Consider the following 18,528-nt stretch of genomic DNA (forward strand, 5'->3'; position numbering starts at 1 on the left):
CTTTCCGTCCGGGCGACGACCGTTTCCGGGCGGGACTCAGCTCTCGAAATTGTCGGCGACGAACCGGTCGAGCAGGCGCACGCCATAGCCGGTGGCGCCCTTGTCCCAGGTGGCACCGGGCTTGTCGGCCCAGACCATGCCGGCGATGTCGAGATGCGCCCAGCGCACTCCGGTTTCGACATAGCGCTGGATGAACTGCGCCGCGGTAATCGAGCCCGCACCGCGCGGGCCGACATTCTTCATGTCGGCGATCGGCGAATCGATCAGCTTGTTATAGGCGTCCGACAGCGGGAAGCGCCACAGCAGGTCGCCCGACGCCTTGCCCGCGGCGAGCAACTGGTCGGCAAGCGAATCGTCATTGGCGAAGCAACCGCCATGCTCGTTGCCGAGCGCGATGATCATCGCGCCGGTCAGGGTCGCCAGATCGACGATCGTCTTCGGATGATGCGTGCGCTGCACCCAGGTGATCGCGTCGCACAGCACCAGCCGCCCTTCCGCATCGGTGTTGAGCACTTCGATCGTCTGGCCCGACATCGATGTCAGCACATCGCCCGGGCGGATGGCGTTGCCGTCGGGCATGTTCTCGACCAGCCCGCACACGCCGATGACATTGGCCTTCGCCTTGCGCAGCGCGAGCGCCTTCATCGTGCCGACCACCGCACCGGCGCCGCCCATGTCCCACTTCATGTCTTCCATGCCCGCGCCGGGCTTGAGCGAGATGCCGCCGGTATCGAAGGTCACGCCCTTGCCGACCAGTGCCAGCGTCGGATCGCCGGCCCCGGCCCCGCTCCATTTCAGCGCGAGCAGACGCGCGTCGCGCGCCGAACCCTGGCTGACGCCGAGCAGCGCGCCCATGCCCAGCTCCTTCATCTCGGCTTCGCCGAGCACCGTCACTTCGAGGCCAAGGCCCTCGGTATCGGCAAGCACACGGGCGACGAAGCTTTCGGGATAGATGACATTGGGCGGTTCGGCGACGAGCGTGCGGGTCAGTTCGAGCCCCTCGGTCAGCGCCTTTTGCGGCGCCCAGGCCGCCTCGCTGCCCTCGGGCGTGTTGAGCAGGGCGATCGAGGCGAGGGTCGGTTTCGACTTTTCGGGCAGCCGGGTGCGGTAGAGGTCGAGCCGCCAGGAACGCTGTGCCGCGCCGCCGGCAAAACGCGCCACTGCCTGGGGCGACGCCGCGGCCGACCCGAAATCGACCGCGGCGGCTTCCACGCCGGAGGTCAGCAACCGCGCGGTGAGCGCCCCGCCGGCGCGCTCATAGTCGCCTTCGCCGCCGGCACCGGTGCCGAGCAGCAGGACCCGGCGAACGCCGTCGGGCTGCGACACGAATGCCTCGACCACGCTGCCGGCTTCTCCCTCGAATCGGCTCGCGCGGGCAGCACCCTTCACCACCGCGAGCGCATCGGCATCGAGCACGGCGCTCGTCAGCCGATCGAGGCCGTCCTTGTCCACGGGAAGCGCCAGCGCGGCGTTGGAAGGAGCGGCGGAGAAACTGATCTGCATGGAAACCTCGGTTTTCGACGTCGGAGATTGAGTCGGGATGCTCTAGGCCAGCGGAACGGCGCTGGCAAAACACGCCCCCGATTGCAGCGCGGGGCATCGGGTGCGATAGGGCGGCATCATCGCGACCGCATCCGGCGCGCTTGGAGGTGTTTTTTCCAACGTGAAGCGTTCCGATCTTCTCGCGACCTGCGCCCTTCCCTTCGCGCTCTGCATCGGCTCGGCCGCGCATGGGCAGGACCTGCAGATCCCCGCCGTCCCGTTGCCGCCGCCCGCCGAGAGTCAGGCAGCGGAGGACCAGGTACAGTTCAGCGCCGGCGAGCTGGAATATGTCATCGACGACGAGACGGTCATCGCGACCGGCGACGTCCGCATGTATCGCGGCGGAGACCGGCTGCGCGCCGACAAGGTCACGTGGAACCGCAAGACCGGCAAGGTCGTGGCGACCGGCAACATCGTCGTGGTCAATCCGGGCGGCGACACCGCTTATGGCGATTCGATCGAGCTGACCGATTCGCTGAAGGACGGCGTGGTCGACAACATGCTGGTCGTGCTCGAACGTGGCGGCAGGCTCGCGGCGCGGCGCGGCACGCGCGCGCTGGACGAGACGGTGACGCTGGAGGATGCGGCCTATACCCCGTGCACCGTCACCACCTCGACCGGCTGCCCCAAGGAGCCTTCCTGGAAGATCACCGCGGTGCGGGTGACCTACCGGCCGGAGAAGAACCGGATCTATTATCAGGGCGCGCGGATCAATCTGTTCGGCCTGCCGACCGTGCCGCTGCCCAATTTCTCGCATCCCGCGGGGGGAGAGAGCGATACCGGGCTGCTCAGCCCCACCTTCCGCTACAATGCCGTCAACGGCTTCGAATTCGCCCTGCCCTATTTCTTCGCGCTCGGCCCGAATCGGCAGCTTACCGTCACGCCGCGCCTGTTCACCAACGTCCTGCCGATGCTCCAGGCGGATTACAGCGCGCTGGACCAGAAGGGTGCGTTCAAGGTCAGCGCCTATGGCACGATCAGCCGTCGCAGCGACGATCTGCTGACGACTCAGCCGACCAGCACCGAACAGGCGTTCCGCGGCTATCTCGATGGCGTCGCGCGGTATCAGCTCGACCCGAACTGGAGCGTCAGCGGATCGCTCAGGCTGACCACCGACCGTACCTTCCTGCGCCGCTACGACATCTCCAACGACGACCGCCTGCGCACCACGGCGAAGATCGAACGGATCGACCCCGACAGCTATTTCGCGGTGACCGGCTGGTACGTGCAGACGCTGCGCGTCAACGACCGGCAGGGCATGCAGCCGATCGCCCTGCCCGAGATCGACTATCGCCGGCGAATCAACGAGGGCGTGCTTGGCGGCAAGATCGAACTCCAGCTCAACAGCCTGGCGATCACCCGCAGCGCCGGCCAGGATACGCAGCGCGCCTTTGCCAGCGCGCGCTGGGACCTGCGCAAACTGACCCCCTGGGGCCAGGAAGTGACCTTTACCGCCTATGCCCGCGGCGATGTCTACAATGCCAATGACACGCTGACGACGGCGGTCACCAGCTATCGTGGCGACGAGGGTTTCCAGGCCCGGGCGATCGGCGCGCTGGCGGTGGACGTCAAATATCCGCTGATCGGCTCGTTCCTGGGCGGTACCCAGCGACTGACGCCGCGATTCCAGATCGTGGCCGCGCCCAAGACCGAGAATCTCGGCATCCCCAATGAGGACGCACGGGCGGTGGATCTGGAAGACTCCAACCTGTTCGCGCTCAACCGCTTCGCCGGATATGACCGGTTCGAGGATTCGACGCGCTTCACCTATGGCGTCGACTGGGCAGTCGACCTGCCGGGCTTCTCGCTCGATGCGTCGGTCGGCCAGAGCTATCGGCTGGACAGCCGCCCCGCGATCTTCCCGCAGGGCACTGGCCTCAGCGACCGTACATCCGACATCGTCGGCCGCACCGAGCTGCGCTTTCGCGATTTCGTCTCGATCACGCACCGCTACCGGCTCGACAAGGATAATCTCGCGATCCGCCGCAACGAGGTGGACGCGACCATCGGATCACGCAGCACCTATGTGCTGCTGGGCTATCTCCGGCTCAACCGCAATATCGGGACCACGGCGGAGGATCTGCAGGACCGCGAGGAAGCCCGGCTTGCGGGCCGGCTCCAGTTCGCGCGCTTCTGGTCGGTCTTCGGATCGACGGTGATCGACCTGACCGATCGCAACGAGGATCCACTGTCGCTGTCCGATGGCTTCGATCCGATCCGGCATCGGCTCGGCGTGCAATATGAGGATGATTGCCTCAGGATCGGGCTGACCTGGCGGCGCAATTACGAAGATACCGGCGACGCCCGGAGCGGCAACAGCTTCCTGTTGTCACTGGCGTTCAAGAATCTGGGGCGCTAGACGATACTCCAGGAAACTGAGCTTCTGTAAGATCGACGGCGATCTGGACCGCTAAGCGCGGGTTCAGCAATGGTGAACGATAGCCAGGTCGTGACGGCGCGGGATGGGATTTTGAAAAACGTGATGATTTCGATGAACAAGGCGACCGGTATCGGGCGCAGGATCGGCCTGGCCGGTGCGGGATTACTGGCGATCGTCGCCGCGACCAGCGGGCTGCCGGCGCAAACGACTGACGGCAGCGTGCCGGCGTCGGGGCTCAACATCCCCGAGAACATGGAGATTTTCGGCAAGGTCGATCCGAACGTCCGCAAGGCGACCGCGATCGTCAACGAGACGGTGATCACCGGCACCGATGTCGACCAGCGCGTCAGCCTGATCGTCGCGGCCAACCAGCTGAAGCTGAGCCCGGAGGATCAGGGCCGCCTTCGTCTCCAGGTGCTGCGCAGCCTGATCGACGAGACGCTGCAGATTCAGCAGGCCAAGACTAACGAGATCGAGGTTACCAAGGACGAGATCGACCAGAGCTTCGCGCGCGTGTCGCAGCAGTTCGGCAAATCGGTGCCCGACATGCGGGCCTATCTGCGCAGCGTCGGGTCGTCGGATCGGTCGCTGCGGCGCCAGATCGAGGCCGATCTGGCCTGGAACCGGTATTTGCGCCGGCGGGTCGAGCCCTTCGTCAACGTGGGCGCGGAAGAGGTGCAAGGCACCATCGATCGCATCAACGCAGCGAAGGGTACCAACGAATATCATTTGAAGGAGATTTATCTCTCCGCCGGTCCGGACCGGGCGCAGCAGGTCTTCGACAATATGCGCCAGATGATCCAGGATATCGAAAAGGGCGGAAAACCCTTTGAATATTATACCCAATTCTCGGAAGCTTCGACCCGCAGCACGCAGGGCGATCTCGGCTGGGTAGGCACCGGCCAGCTGACCTATCTGCCGGCGAGCCTGTCGGAAGCAGCGCAGAAGATGGGCGTCGGCGAAGTCGCCGGGCCGATCGAGGTCCCGGGCGGTTTTTCCATCCTGTATCTCGTCGACAAGCGGCAGGTGTTGATGGCCGATCCGCGTGACGCACAGCTGACCCTCAAGCAGCTCACGGTGAAATTCCCCGAGGGCACGACTCAGGCATCGGCTACCAGCCGCGTGTCGGCACTGGAAACCGCGACGCGGGCGATGCGCGGGTGCGGCAACGTGGCGAAGGTCGCGGCCGAGCTGAATGCCGAAGTGGTCGATAACGCCTCGGTCAAGGCGCGCGACTTGCCCGTCCGTCTGCAGGAGATGATCCTGAAGATGCAGGTCGGCGAGGCGACGCCGTGGTTCGGATCGCCCACGGAAGGCGTCCGTACGCTGGTGCTGTGCGGTCGCGATGACCCGCAGGTCGCCGCCGCGCCTCAGGCCGAGCAGGTCCAGACACAGATGGAGCAGGCACGCGTCAACCTGCGCGCGCAGGGCGTGCTGCGCGATCTTCGCCGCGATGCGGTGATCGAATATCGCTAAGGGGCGCTTGCGATGATCGCGCCACTGGCGGTCTCCATGGGCGACCCTGCCGGGATCGGCCCCGAAGTGATCGCCAAGGCCTGGGCCGCGCGCGAAAAGGAACAGCTCGCGCCCTTCTTCGCGGTGGGCGATGCGCGTGCGATCAGCGCGGTGTGGCAAGGACCGGTCAAGCGCATCTTCGATCCGGCCGAAGCGAATGACGTGTTCGCGACCGCGCTGCCGGTGCTGAATGTCGAGGATGGCGGCGAGATCACACCCGGCACGCCGGATGTCGACGGCGCGCGCTGTGCGCTGCATGCGCTGGAGATCGCCGCCGGGCTCGCCCGGTCGGGCACCGCCCGCGCGCTGGTGACGGGACCGGTTTCCAAGGCCCAGCTCTACCAGATCGGCTTCACCCATCCCGGCCAGACCGAATTCGTCGCCGAACGCTGCGGCATTGCCGGCGAGAATGCCGTGATGATGCTGGCGGGTCCGTCCTTGCGCGTCGTGCCGATCACCACGCATGTGCCGCTGGCGAGCGTTTCCGGCTTGCTTTCGGTCGACCTGATCTTGGCCAAGGGCCGTGCGACCGCGCGTGGGCTGTTCCGCAATTTCGGGATTCTCAGGCCACGGCTCGCCTTTGCCGGCTTCAACCCGCATGCCGGCGAGAGCGGCGCGATCGGACGGGAAGAGATCGATTTCATCATCCCGGCGATCGACCTGTTGCGCGACGAGGGCATCGACGCGACCGGGCCGTTCGCCGCCGACACCATGTTCCATGGCCGCGCCCGCGCCACCTATGACGCGGCCCTGTGCTGCTATCACGACCAGGCGCTGGTGCCGTTGAAGACGCTGCATTTCGACGAGGGCGTGAACATCACGCTGGGTCTGCCGATCGTGCGCACCTCGCCCGACCATGGCACTGCCTTCGGCATCGCCGGCAAGGATGTGGCGGAGCCGGGCGCGATGATCGCTGCGATCAGCCTTGCCGCGAGCGCCGCGGAGCGCCGCGCCGCAGCCGGGGCGTGACCCCTCCCCCGTCCCCGTTACCGCCGTTACGCGACGTCATCGCGCGTTACGGGCTCAACGCGAGCAAGGCGCTGGGGCAGAATTTCCTGCTCGACGCGCAGCTGCTGACGCGGATCGCACGCATTCCGGGCGACCTGAGCGATGCCGACGTGCTCGAGATCGGCCCCGGGCCGGGCGGCCTGACCCGCGCGCTGCTCGCGGCGGGCGCCAGGGTAACGGCGATCGAGCGGGACCGGCGCTGTATCCCGGCGCTGGCCGAGCTTGGCGATCACTATCCCGGCAAGCTGCGCGTGATCGAGGGCGATGCGCTGGAGATCGACGCCGCGCCGCTGTTCGGGAACAAGCCGCATATCGCCTCGAACCTGCCCTATAATATCGGCACGGCGTTGCTGGTGCGCTGGCTGTCGGCCGACTGGGCGCCCTGGTGGCAGAGTCTGACCCTGATGTTCCAGAAGGAAGTCGCCGAGCGTATCGTCGCGAAGACCGACGACGACCATTATGGCCGCCTCGCCGTGCTCGCCCAGTGGCGCAGCAGCGCAAGGCTGGCGATGCCGGTGCACCGCTCGGCCTTCACGCCGGCCCCCAAGGTGATGTCGGCGGTGGTGCACATCACGCCCGACGAGGCGCCCGAGGGCGTGACCTTCGCCGTGCTGGAGCGGTTGACCGCAGCGGCGTTCGGCCAGCGCCGCAAGATGCTGCGGCAGAGCCTGAAATCAATCCCCGGGGCGCTGGACGCGCTGGAGACCGTCGGGATCGAGCCGACCCGCCGCGCCGAGACCGTCAGCGTGGCGTCGTTCGTCGCATTGGCGAGGGTACTGAGTTAGCCCGGATTTTCCGCTCGAAACGAACGGTGACGAGAGGCCCTATTCCTTCGCCGCCGGCTTTGCCGAGGGCACCTCGACCGAAGCGGTCGCGATTGGCGGGCCCTTGGCGATCGTCGCGGCGAGAACAGTAGCGTCGGCGCAGCCGGCCTTGCCGCAGATGGTGCGGATCTTCGCGAGATTGTCCTTCGCCCGGGCGACGGCGCCCTTGGCGACGAGGGCCTCGCCCTGCCCCTTCAGCGCCGAGACGTCATTGGGCTCGAGCAGCAGCGCCTCGCGATAGAGGCGGATCGCCTTGCCCGGCAGCCCGCGCGCCTCGGCGACCTGGCCCAGGGTGACGAAGGCGACGCGGTTGCGCGGATCGACCGCCAGCGCGGATTCGAGCGAGTCAGTCGCCGCATCGAGATTGCCGGCAGCCTGCGCCGCCTTGCCCTTGGCGAGCAGCGCCATCGAGCGCGGGTCGATCTGATCGTCGGGGCGCTGGCCGTGCAGGGAAGTGGAGATCGCAAGAAGCGTCAGCGCAGCAGCGGCGGCGACGGACGAATAACGCATGATCAACTCCAGTCTCGGCACGATAGCTGTGGCTAGCATGCACGTTGCAGTCTTGCGACAAAAAACCCGTCCGTCGCATCATGCGCCGGGGTGAGCCGAACGCCCGCACCGTGTGTGCGGCCGGCCGGAAGCGTGAGCACGTCCGCCGTCCATTCGGGATGGTCGGCGAGAAAGACCGAGACCTGCCCAGCGCCTTCCTCATCGAGCAGCGAGCAGACGATATAGACCAGCGCGCCGCCTGGCTTGACCAGGGTGGTGCCGATTTCCAGGACATGACGCTGGGTGCGGGTGAGCCGCTCGATCCGCTCCGGCGTCAGGCGCCAGCGCGCCTCGGGATTGCGGCGCCAGGTGCCGGTGCCCGAACAGGGCGCGTCGATCAGCACGCAATCAGCACTCCCCGCCCAGTCGGACAGCATCTCCGCCTCATGGCCCGGGTTGAGCAGCCGGGTCTCCACGATCGTCGCGCCTGCGCGCGCCGCGCGCGGTGTCAGGCGGGAAAGACGCGCGCGATCGGTATCGGTCGCGAGCAGCACGCCTTCATTGCCCATCAGGGCGGCGAGCGCGAGCGTCTTGCCGCCGGCACCGGCGCAGAGATCGACGATGCGCATGCCCGGGATGGCGCTTGCCGCGAGGGTGACGATCTGGCTGCCGGCGTCCTGCACCTCGATCGCGCCGTCCCGATAGGCGTCGAGCGTCTCGATATTGGTGCCCGATGGCAGACGCAGGGCATCGGGCAGGCCCGGGATCGGTTCGGCGCCCTCAATCGGCCCGGGCGCGTCCTTGAGCCAGTTGATCCGGACATCGAGCGGCGCGCGGTCGATCAGGACGGGAAGCTCGTCGCCATCGACTCCCGACTCGCGCAGTTTCGTCAGGATCCAGTCGGGCGCGATGCCGGCGATTGCCGCCTGCTCGCTCGCGCCGATCGGTGCCGGGCCATGGCCGACGCCGTCGAACAGGGCCGCGATCTCCGCGTCGGTTTCCGCGAGCGCCAGCATGGCCGCGCGACCGCTCGCCGGGCGCTCGCCCAGCCGACGGATCGCGGCATAGACCAGTTCGCGCACGGCGCGCCGGTCCTTGCTGCCGGCATAGCGGCGCTCGGCGAAATAGCGGGCGATCAGCGTATCCGCCGCCGCGCCGGAATCGCGGGCCGCGGCGACGATCGAATCAAGCAGATCGATCGCCGCCTGGACGCGGGCTGCTGGGGTCATCGGGTCACTCCTTCACGCCTCTATACAGGAAGAGACGATCGCGCGCCCTATTCCACACCAGCCGGGGCAGGTCAGTTCCCCGCGCCCACCCATTTCGCGACATCCGCGCGCACCCGATCGGCACCCTGCTTGCGCACCGCGATGGCGGAAAGCGCCTTGGCCGCGCCGCCACGCGATGCCTCGGGCAGGTTCTTCTCGGCAAAGGCGGTGATCTTGCCGGGCATGGCAGGGTCGTTCGAGGCCGTGCCCAGACCGACGATGAAACCGGCGCGGGTGCTGGTTTCCAGCAGGCCGTTGACCAGATCCATATTGGCGGCGGCGAAATCGAACGCCATTTCCGGGTGACGCGTTGCGACGGCCCGGATCAGCGCGGCCTTTTGCGGGGCGGTGAAGTCATCGGTCCTGAGCAGGCCGAGCGCACGCTGCGCCAGGGCGTCGTCGCGCGCATTGCCGAGCAGCCTGACATAGGTGTTCTTCTCCACCGGGTTCTTCTCGGCCTTGGCGAGGGCAAACAGCGCCTCCCATTCCGCGGGTGTGGCGTTCGCTGAATAGACACCGAGGATCGGCATGCGGATCGACGCCGGAATGGCATTGGGATCGGTTGCCAGCGCCGCCACATAGGTACGCGCCCTGGCCGCGACATCCGGATCGCCGCTATGGCCGAGCCGGGCGACCAACGTCTCGCGCAGGTTGGTGGTCAGCGGAGATTCGCCTGACTGCGCGTCGAAGCCCACGCGCTTCATCACCGGCGACAGCACCTGGATGGTGCGCGCACGGAGTGGCGCTTCGAGCGGCGTGCCCTGGAACAAGGTGGTGAGCGCGCCGAGATTGCCGGCAACCACCGACCAGTCGAGCGGGCTCGCATCGACCGGCACGGCCGCCTGGAGCGCGAAATAGCGGTCGAGCGGCTGATCGCCACTCAGCCCGAGCGCATAATCATCGCCGAGCGTGCCGACCTGATCGGTGAGCGCCATCTTGCTGAAATCCCGAACGATCGCGGCGTGGCCGGCATCGTCATACTGGACGCGTACATAACTGCCCTTGTCGCGATTGAGTACGAGCGTGCCGCAACCCTGCACCGCGACGGTGGTCGGCGCTGCGCCCTGGACGATCGCACTCGTCACCGCTCCGCCGATCGGGCCGAGCGTCAGCGGTACACGCCATATCTGCGGCTTCTTCGAGACCTCGTCATAACCGAACCGCCCCTGGGTCATGGTCGCCTGGGTGACGCCGCCCGCGCAGGTCGCGCCGGTCAGCTTCACCAGCGGTACGCCGCCCTGCAGGGTGAAATCATGCGCGATATCGACCACCGGTTTGCCCGCCGCCGCGCCCAGCTCCGTCCAGAGCTGGTCCGTCACCGTGTTCCCATATTTGTACTTCGCCATGTAGCTGCGGATGCCCTTGCGGAACACGTCGCCGCCAAGCGTCGACTCCATCATGCCGATGACGGCCTGGCCCTTCTGATAGGTGATGGTGTCGAACGCCTCGCCCAGCTCATCGACCGTCTCGACATGGCGGATGATCGGATGAGTCGCCGAGGTAGCGTCGAGGCCGATCGCCCCTTCGCGATCGAACGCCACCGCGCTCGCCTGTGCGTCCCAGGTCGGGTTCAGGTCGCGGCTGCTCTTGTTCTCCATCCACGAGGCGAAGCCCTCGTTGAGCCAGAGATCGTCCCACCAGGACATGGTGACGAGATCGCCGAACCATTGGTGCGCCATTTCATGCGCAACGACGGTGAAGATGCGTTCGCGCCGGCTCTGAGTCGCGCGCTTGGCATCGAACAGCAATTCGGGCTCGAAATAGAAGATCGCGCCCCAATTCTCCATCGCGCCGAAGAACTGGCTGGAGCCGGGGCCAGCGATCATATCGAGCTTGGGCAGCGGATAGGGTTGGCCGAAATAATCATTGTAATAGGCCAGCAGGCGTTTCGCCTCGGCCAGCGCATAGTCGCCCTGGTCGACCACGCCACGACGGGTGATGACGCCGATCTCGGTCTTGCCCGACATCACCGTCTTGCGCTCGACATCGCCCATGCCGAGGAACAGCAGGTAGCTCGACATGATCGGCGACTGCTGGAAGGTATATTTCTTCGTACCGTCAGTGAGGTTGGTCACCGTCGCGGCGGGCATGTTGGAAAAGGCGGTCTGGTTGCCCGGCGCAATCGCGCTGAGCGTGAACTTCGCCTTGAACGCGGGCTCGTCCCACATCGGCGCGAAGCGGCGCGCATCGGGTGCCTCGAACTGCGTCGCCAGCATGCGGGCGGCCGACCCATCCGGGTTGGTATAGTCGATCGCGAAGAACCCGGCGGACGTGGTGTTGATCTTGCCGTCCCAGGCAAAGCTCATGCTGTGCGTGCCGGCCTTGGCCGGCGCGGGCAATGTGACGGTGAGTTGCTGCTTCGTGTCGTCGATGGTGAAGGGCACATTCTTCCCGTCGAAGGTCACCTTGCCGAGCTTCAGTTCGGCCGCGTTGAGAATGATGGTGGTCGTCGCCTGCTTGACCTGGATCGTCACCGTCTCGGTGCCGCTGAAGGTCATCGCTTTGGCGTCGGGCTTGACCGTGATGTCATAGGCGATGGGAGCGACGGCAGCGGGGGAGCTGGCCGACGGCGAGAGCGGGCGTGGAAACGCCGAGCAGCAGCGACGCGATAACGAATTTCATGAAAAAGGGACTCCGAAAGCAGATATAATGTATCCCGGTGTGTTGGCCTCATAAGGCATTGGCTGGTGAAGGCAAATCGCGCCTTGCTGGACAGTCATTTCAGTTGCGCTATGAAACGCAGATGAGCCTTCCGCCCCTGTTCGATCGTCTGCGGCTTCCCGTGATCGGGTCCCCGCTGTTCATCATCTCCGGCCCCGAACTGGTGATCGCCCAGTGCAAGGCGGGAATCGTCGGATCCTTCCCGGCGCTCAACGCCCGGCCGCAGGGCGTGCTCGACGAATGGCTTCATCGCATCACCGAAGAACTGGCGCAGCATAATCGCGACAATCCAGACCGGCCGGCTGCCCCCTTTGCGGTCAACCAGATCGTCCACCGCTCGAACGAGCGGCTCGAGGCGGATCTGGCGACCTGCGCCAAATGGCAGGTCCCGATCGTGATTACCTCGCTCGGCGCGCGCGAGGATCTCAACCAGGCAGTGCATGGCTGGGGCGGGATTACGCTGCATGACATCATCGATGACCGATTCGCGCGCAAAGCCATCGAAAAAGGCGCGGACGGCCTGATTGCCGTCGCAGCCGGCGCGGGCGGGCATGCCGGGCGGCTGTCGCCCTTCGCGATCGTCCAGGAAATCCGCCAATGGTTCGCCGGGCCTCTCGCGCTGTCGGGATCGATCGCGACGGGCGACGCGGTGCTGGCGGCACAGGCGATGGGCGCGGATCTCGCTTATATCGGATCGCCCTTCATCGCGACGGACGAGGCCAATGCGGAAGCCGGCTACAAGCAGGGCATCGTCGAGGGCAAGGCAGCCGATATCGTCTATTCGAACCTCTTCACCGGGGTGCACGGCAATTATCTCCGCGGATCAATCGTCGCGGCCGGCATGGATCCGGACAATTTGCCCGAGGGCGACCTGTCGACGATGAACTTCGGGGGCGGCAATGGCAGCAAGGCCAAGGCGTGGAAGGACATCTGGGGATCGGGCCAGGGCATCGGCGTGGTCGACCGCGTCGAATCGGTCGCGGTGCGGGTGGACCGGCTCGAGCGGGAATACCGGGCGGCGCGAACGCGGCTGGCGCTCGCCTGACCAGGCCGGGAAGGATCGCCCTTCCCCGCAAAACCCCTCCTACCAGTTGACCGCCACGCCCAGCCGGGCATTCAACGGGCGCAGCGGCGTCGTCTGGTCCCCTGTCCAGAGCGTGAAGGGGTTGCCGAACGCGAAGCGATTGGCCGACCGGTTCGTCGCATTGGCGATCGCCAGCGAGACCTCGATATTGCGCCACTTCACGCTGCCCGACAGGTCAAGGGTGACGTAATTGCCCTGTCGGACGTCAAGCAGATCGCCCATGCCGAGCGTCGACCAGGCGACATAGCCGAGCGTCCCCTCCGAGCGGAAGGTCAGGTCGCGGACGGGCCATTCATAGGACAGGCCCGCCCGCGCCGCGACGGGAGGCGTCTCGGGCAATCTGTTGATCGCGGTTGGCTGGGCACCGGTCACATCGTCGACGGTGTTGCGGGTATAGAGGAAGGTACCGGTAGCGTTCAGGCCGGGCAATGGAGTCCAGTCGACCATGCCTTCCGCCGTATAGATCTGGGCGTCGCCTAGATTGACCGTATAGGGCTGCCCGCGGCGATTGATCAGATCGGCCTGGGCGTCGCTCCAGCGCGCAGCCGAGATACTGCCGGAAAAGGTCACGCCCGTCTCGCCCGCACGCAGCCGGCGGACGCCGATCTCCCCGACCATGATCGAGTCCGCGCCATAGTCCGCGACGCGCCCGACACCGCGCGCAACCGCTAGGCCGCCGGTTCGATACCCGGTCTGGAAGCGCGCGAAGGCCGCGACCTGCGGCAGTATCAGCCAGGACATCGCGATGGTGGGGTCGATCCGCTGAGTCGAGCGCCCTTTCACAAAGGCATTCGACCTGGGCCTGCTGGACGGTTCGCCGTCGATCCGCGCCTCGGTCGCGCGTGCGCCGAGCGTCACCGAGAGATTCGGGCGAAGTGGAATCGTCGCCTCCGCGAAGGCCGACGCGGCGCGAGTCACGTTGGTGACGCCGATGATCGTCGCCTCGTTGCCAGGCGACCCGAGCGTGCGCGACAAGATGTCGCGATTGCTCAGCAGCGCGAATCCGGCCACCCAGGATCCGCCATTGCTCAGCGAACGGGACAGCCGCGTTTCCTGAGTCAGCAACAGCTTCGAATTGTCGAGGTCATAGCTTGCGGGGATGGAATAAGGCGGCACGCCGACGCTCGCGTCGAACATCTCGGACGTGTCGAGCGTCGCGATTCCGGAGGCCGACACCAGCCGCAATCCGGTGTCCCAGTCCTTCGTCAGGACCAGCCGGCCGAACAACAGGCGGCTGTGAAATGGCTGGGCGAGCAGGGAGCGTCGCGCGAACGGGCCCGCTGACCGCTCGGCATATTGGCCGTCCCGCGAATCGATCTGCTGGCCGGCGCCGCTCAGATCGACCCGCCATCCGTCGCCGACATCGACGCGGAGCGCCAGACGTCCGCCCAATGTATCGGTGCGGTTGATATTCGACAGGCCCCGGCCGCGATCGTCGATATAGCCGCCGTCGCGGATGCGGTATCCCACCGCGCGCACCCCGATCAGGTCCGTCTTGAGCGGCATATTCACCATGCCGGCGACGTCGAACCCGGCCTCTCCCCCATCAGTCGCCGTGACGCCGCCCGCCATCGACGCGTGAACAGCGGCCAGATCGACCGGATTCGACGTCAGGCGGATTACCCCTCCGATCGCACCGGCACCGTAAAGCGTGCCCTGCGGACCTTCCATCACGTCCACGCTGCGGATGTCGTACAACCGAAGCCCGGGGTCGGGCCCGGAATAGTTGAGCTGGACATCGTCGAGATAGATGCTCGCGGTGGACTGGCTGGCACCGTTGAAGCTGCTGTCGGCGATCCCGCGGATGAAGATCTTGTTCCGGCCCGCACCCAGTTGGGTGCTTTGCAGGACGGGGGTGATGACCGCCACATCGGCCATGTCCCCCACCTCGTTCGCCGACAAGGTGGACGTGCCCGTGATGGAGGTCAGGCTGCCCGGGTAGCGCAGCAGCGGCACGCGCTGCTTGCTTGCCGTGACGACGATATCGGCAGGATCCGCCGGCGGCACGATCGGCACCGGCCGGATGCGCCGGGCCATCGGCGGCGGCGCACGCACGATCCGATAGCCGCCGCCACTGACCCGCACCGCGCGATAGCCTGTGTCCGCGAGCAGGCGCCTCAGCGCGGTCCGCACCGACATCGTTCCGTGCAAGGCAGGCGTCCGGATCGCCCGCAACCCGGCCTCGGTACTGATGATCTCGGCATTCGTCTCATGCGCCAGCGCGGTCAGCGCCTTGTCGAGCGAGGTCGCCGGCACCGAAATGGACAGGTCACGCGCCGCCGCCGGTATCGGCATGCCCGTCGCTGCGAGCAGCAATACTGTACTCAGCCTAGCGCGAAGGCGTCGCGTCGCCCGCCAATATCCACCGCTGTCCGTCACGCCGCCAATTTGCCCCGATCAGGCCGGCCAGATGGGGTATGTCCCGATCGGCGGCTCCCGTAAGCCGGACCATGCCGGTAAACGGCCGTTGCGACAAGCTGCCCTCCAGGACGACCTGGGTCGCGTAGAGACGATGGATGGTCGCAAAAACATTGCCGAGCGGTTCGCCGTCGAAACTCAGTGCACCGCTGCGCCAGCCCCCGACCGACCCGGGCGATATCTTTGCCCTGGTCATCGTGCCCCTCTTCTCGCGGACGACCAGGGCGTCCCCCGGTGCAAGTTCGACCGATTCGCGACCGGGCTGGAACAATACCGACCCCGAAGACACTTCGACCGAGAGCCGGTCGCCATCGCGCGCGAGGTTGAAGACGGTGCCCAGGTCGCGGACGGTCAGGTCGCCGGACGTCACCGTGAACGGATTGGCGGGGTCATGCCGGACGTGCCACGTCGCCTCGCCTCTTTCGAGGTCGACGAAGCGCGGCCGGCTGCGGTCGAGTCGCAGGCGCGTGCCACCGCTCATTTCGATCCGCGTACCATCCGTCAGCTGCAGCGTGCGACGCTCGCCGGCGCTGGTCGCGACGGTATAGGTGGAGGGTGCGGCGGGCATGACGAGAGGTGTGAGCACGGCCAGGGCAGCGGCGGCGGCAGCGATGCCGCCGACGGTCCAGGGCCAGCGGCGTGCCGGCGATCGGTCGTTCGCTGCCTCGGCCGGGAAATCGATCCGGTCGACCAGGCCCTGCTCCGCCGCGACTCGATCATAGGCCATGGCGTGCGCCGGGCTCGTTTCCAGCCACGTCACGAACGCCTCCCAGTCGCGGTCCGACATCTCCGCCTGGCGGAGATGCCATGCGATCGCCTGGTCGATGATAATGGACTCGTCACCCTGCACGGTTCGTGCCCCTTTCCCCGGATAGACGATATGGCAGCACGATATCCACACCAAGCGGTTCGAGCCGATCGTGAATTTGGCGATAGGCGCGCTGCAGCAGCTTCTCCACGCCGCTGACGGTGATACCCAGTTCGTCGGCGATGGCGCGTTGCGACCGGCCCTCGATCCGGAATCGGTGGAGCGCGATCCGCATTCTCTCGGGCATGGCGTCGATCGCTGCCGCGACCGTCTTCAACTGATCGCTGGCGATCAACGCCCGCTCCGCGTCGGGCAGGTCATCCGCGCCGGGCTGGCTGCCAAGCCAGGCGGCATCCCGCGCGCCGCGCCGGCCCGCCGCGATGCGGCGATCGGTGGCCAGGTTCGCGGCGATCCGATAGAGGAAAGCCTTGGGCTGGGCGACGGGACGGTCGGCGAGTTGGTCGATGCGCAGCCACATATCCTGCAGCGCGTCTTCGGCATCATCGCCATTGCCCAGGCGCGCGACCAGCAGCCGCAGCAGCATCGGCCGCTGTTCGAGGAAAATGGCCCTGAGACCGCCGTCAGCCACTGTCGATCCGACCCTTGATCAGGCCGGAAACGCCAGCCCGCCGGCAGCAGCCATGTCCGCGATCGACCATGCGCGCAAGGCCGCAGCCTCACGCACGCGTGCGGAGGCTATCTCGTCTTCGGCGCGAGCGCCCCGCCCGGGGTGACACATGACCAGATGCACTGGCCCCGGCCTTCTCAGAAATTGCGGAAAGAAGTCATCATAATTCTTTGAAAAATCATAATGTCCGGCGAAGCTGTCATTGCAGCGCAGACCATGCCTGGCGGCATCTCGCCTCAGACCGAGCGAGTGCCACGCGCTGCCGAGCGCCTTGCCGAGGAACGGGCGGGCCATCATCGCCACAAGGCTGTCCGTGCAGCACCGAATCCAGGCGTCCGGTGCGCGCAGCGCGGTTTCCTCGAGAACGATATCGCGGATACCCGGCAACGCATGAACATGCTGATGGCCATCGACAAAGGCCGGTGAGCGACCCATCGCCTGAACGAACGCGTCGAATTGCGCGCGGATCTCCTGCGTTATCTCGTCGAGCGGCGCCGTGCCCGACCGCGCACGCCGCGCGAGATCCCCAAGCGACGGCAGGTGACCTCGAGGCGCTAGCACCGGCATCGCCGTAAGCGGCTTTTCGCCCGTCAGCGTGAGGTGCAGGCCGATTTCGACATGATCGGGCACGTCGCGCAACAGTTCGGCGTCCGTCGCCCAACCGGGCATGACCGCCATGCAGCTGATGGCGTTGAGCTTGCCCGTCTGGGCCAGTTCGGCAATCGTCAGGCTTACCTCGCGCGAAAACGCGAAGTCGTCAGAACACAGGATTAGTCGTGGCAAAAATCGCCCCTTCCATGTCCTGATAGCGCCGTTCGCGAATATGGTGGCTGAGCAGATGGCGGTGCCGCAAGCGGCGGCCCAGAAAACGATAGAAGAACCAGTCTCCAGCCCAGGGAGCGGTTGCCGCATAAGTGAGCCGCTCGACCAGAGTCCAGCGGATCGAAGCGCGGTCCCGTTCCCGTAGCGACGGCACACACCACAGATCGTGCGAATAGCGCATCGATCCGAACTTCATCACGCGGTGAATGATCTCATGATCTTCGAGCACATAATTCCAGCGTTCCGGGTCGAAGCCCCCGGCCGCGCGCAACACGGTGGTGCGAAACACCTGACCGGCGCCGCCGGTATGGCATTGGCGCGGCAACAGCCTGGCCGCGCCGTTGATCTTGCGCCCCATTGCCGCGATGTCGCTCGGCATCGCATCGCGCGTCACGAAGAAGGCGCCCGCGACAACGCACCCCTCCTCGCCCAGCAAGCGTTCCGCCTCGGCGAGATAATGCGGCGGATAGAGGGTGTCGGCGTCACAGGTGGCGACAAAGCGGGACCGCACCCAGCCCAGACCGGTACGAAGCGCGGCGACCTTGCCCGGTTCGCGTTCGGTAAGCAGCATATAGTCGAGTGCCAGCCGGTCGCACGCCGCGCGCGCGATCTCGGCGCCGCCGTCCGTCGATCCGTTGTCGACAAGAACCAGCCTGAAGGGACGAGTCTGTTCCGCCAGGCTGGCAATGGTATCGGCCAGGAAATCGCGTTCGTTGAAAAAGGGAATCAGGACGGTCCATGACAGCGCGGATCGCCCGGCGACTGGTGCTGCCTGGGCGGTGCGAGCCGAGACGAGATTGAAATACATGCGTGCATCCATCGAAACCGGGAAGGTTCGATCGATCGACGCCAGCCGAGGCACTGTGCGACCACCCTCCCCCGGATGCTCGCGAACCTCGCCCTGGCACCAACCGGTCCCCCCGATCACAAGACGACATGATCACGCGCCACCCTCACCAGGCACGTGCAGAAAAATCGGCGAGAATGCCGGTGCCGCCAGCCCGCCGGGGCTGTTTCGGAGACGATGCGCGATGATATTTCCGCACCATCGCGGAAAAAATATGCCGAATGACGCGACGCG

Annotated in this window: 14 protein-coding genes; 5 read left to right on the plus strand and 9 right to left on the minus strand. The window is 66.3% G+C overall.

The window, feature by feature from the left end:
- Positions 1–36 precede the first annotated feature (36 nt).
- A complete protein-coding gene (locus tag ACZ1I5_RS09315) occupies positions 37–1,503 on the minus strand; it encodes a leucyl aminopeptidase (protein ID WP_465173408.1) in 1,467 nt (488 codons plus the stop codon).
- 160 nt (positions 1,504–1,663) lie between these two features.
- On the opposite strand from ACZ1I5_RS09315, the gene ACZ1I5_RS09320 reads away from it, so the two are divergent.
- The 4 genes from ACZ1I5_RS09320 (at position 1,664) to rsmA (ending at position 7,230) form a co-directional block, all read left to right on the plus strand.
- Entirely contained in the window at positions 1,664–3,901 is a 2,238-nt protein-coding gene (locus tag ACZ1I5_RS09320; RefSeq protein WP_465173409.1) for an LPS-assembly protein LptD, read from the plus strand.
- 132 nt (positions 3,902–4,033) lie between these two features.
- Positions 4,034–5,398, plus strand: a complete 1,365-nt coding sequence (locus tag ACZ1I5_RS09325) for a peptidylprolyl isomerase (RefSeq protein ID WP_465173410.1) — start codon at positions 4,034–4,036, stop codon at positions 5,396–5,398.
- A gap of 12 nt (positions 5,399–5,410) precedes the next feature.
- On the plus strand, positions 5,411–6,406 hold the full coding sequence (pdxA, locus tag ACZ1I5_RS09330; RefSeq protein ID WP_465173411.1) for a 4-hydroxythreonine-4-phosphate dehydrogenase PdxA: 996 nt from the start codon (positions 5,411–5,413) through the stop codon (positions 6,404–6,406).
- A complete protein-coding gene (gene rsmA, locus ACZ1I5_RS09335; protein ID WP_465173412.1) occupies positions 6,403–7,230 on the plus strand; it encodes a 16S rRNA (adenine(1518)-N(6)/adenine(1519)-N(6))-dimethyltransferase RsmA in 828 nt (275 codons plus the stop codon). The genes pdxA and rsmA overlap by 4 nt, the downstream gene beginning before the upstream one ends.
- Before the next feature lie 39 nt (positions 7,231–7,269).
- On the opposite strand, the gene ACZ1I5_RS09340 is transcribed toward rsmA, so the two are convergent.
- The 3 genes from ACZ1I5_RS09340 to ACZ1I5_RS09350 all read right to left on the minus strand — a co-directional run bounded on the left by ACZ1I5_RS09340 (position 7,270) and on the right by ACZ1I5_RS09350 (position 11,524).
- Positions 7,270–7,779: a tetratricopeptide repeat protein gene (locus ACZ1I5_RS09340; protein WP_465173413.1), complete on the minus strand. Its 510-nt coding sequence runs from the start codon at positions 7,777–7,779 to the stop codon at positions 7,270–7,272.
- A gap of 32 nt (positions 7,780–7,811) precedes the next feature.
- Positions 7,812–8,987 (minus strand): RsmB/NOP family class I SAM-dependent RNA methyltransferase, encoded by a 1,176-nt coding sequence (locus tag ACZ1I5_RS09345; protein WP_465173414.1) that lies wholly within the window; start codon positions 8,985–8,987, stop codon positions 7,812–7,814.
- A 71-nt stretch (positions 8,988–9,058) separates the two neighbouring features.
- Complete coding sequence (locus tag ACZ1I5_RS09350; protein ID WP_465173415.1) at positions 9,059–11,524, minus strand: M1 family metallopeptidase; 2,466 nt, start codon at positions 11,522–11,524, stop codon at positions 9,059–9,061.
- Positions 11,525–11,769: 245 nt separating this feature from the next.
- Here ACZ1I5_RS09350 and ACZ1I5_RS09355 point away from each other — a divergent pair, with 245 nt between their 5' ends.
- Positions 11,770–12,732, plus strand: a complete 963-nt coding sequence (locus ACZ1I5_RS09355; protein WP_465173416.1) for an NAD(P)H-dependent flavin oxidoreductase — start codon at positions 11,770–11,772, stop codon at positions 12,730–12,732.
- 39 nt (positions 12,733–12,771) lie between these two features.
- On the opposite strand, the gene ACZ1I5_RS09360 is transcribed toward ACZ1I5_RS09355, so the two are convergent.
- The 5 genes from ACZ1I5_RS09360 to ACZ1I5_RS09380 are packed head-to-tail and all read right to left on the minus strand — an operon-like array spanning position 12,772 to position 18,267.
- Entirely contained in the window at positions 12,772–15,087 is a 2,316-nt protein-coding gene (locus tag ACZ1I5_RS09360) for a TonB-dependent receptor (RefSeq protein WP_465173417.1), read from the minus strand.
- A 13-nt stretch (positions 15,088–15,100) separates the two neighbouring features.
- A complete protein-coding gene (locus tag ACZ1I5_RS09365; protein ID WP_465173418.1) occupies positions 15,101–16,039 on the minus strand; it encodes a FecR family protein in 939 nt (312 codons plus the stop codon).
- Positions 16,029–16,586, minus strand: coding sequence for an RNA polymerase sigma factor (locus ACZ1I5_RS09370; RefSeq protein ID WP_465173419.1), 558 nt, complete (start codon positions 16,584–16,586; stop codon positions 16,029–16,031). Before ACZ1I5_RS09370 ends, ACZ1I5_RS09365 begins: the two co-directional genes overlap by 11 nt.
- An 18-nt stretch (positions 16,587–16,604) precedes the next feature.
- Positions 16,605–17,408: a ChbG/HpnK family deacetylase gene (locus ACZ1I5_RS09375; protein ID WP_465173420.1), complete on the minus strand. Its 804-nt coding sequence runs from the start codon at positions 17,406–17,408 to the stop codon at positions 16,605–16,607.
- Positions 17,383–18,267, minus strand: coding sequence for a glycosyltransferase family 2 protein (locus tag ACZ1I5_RS09380; RefSeq protein ID WP_465173421.1), 885 nt, complete (start codon positions 18,265–18,267; stop codon positions 17,383–17,385). Before ACZ1I5_RS09380 ends, ACZ1I5_RS09375 begins: the two co-directional genes overlap by 26 nt.
- Between the last annotated feature and the right edge of the window lie 261 nt (positions 18,268–18,528).

The organism is Sphingomonas sp. BL-S-30 (assembly GCF_055521475.1).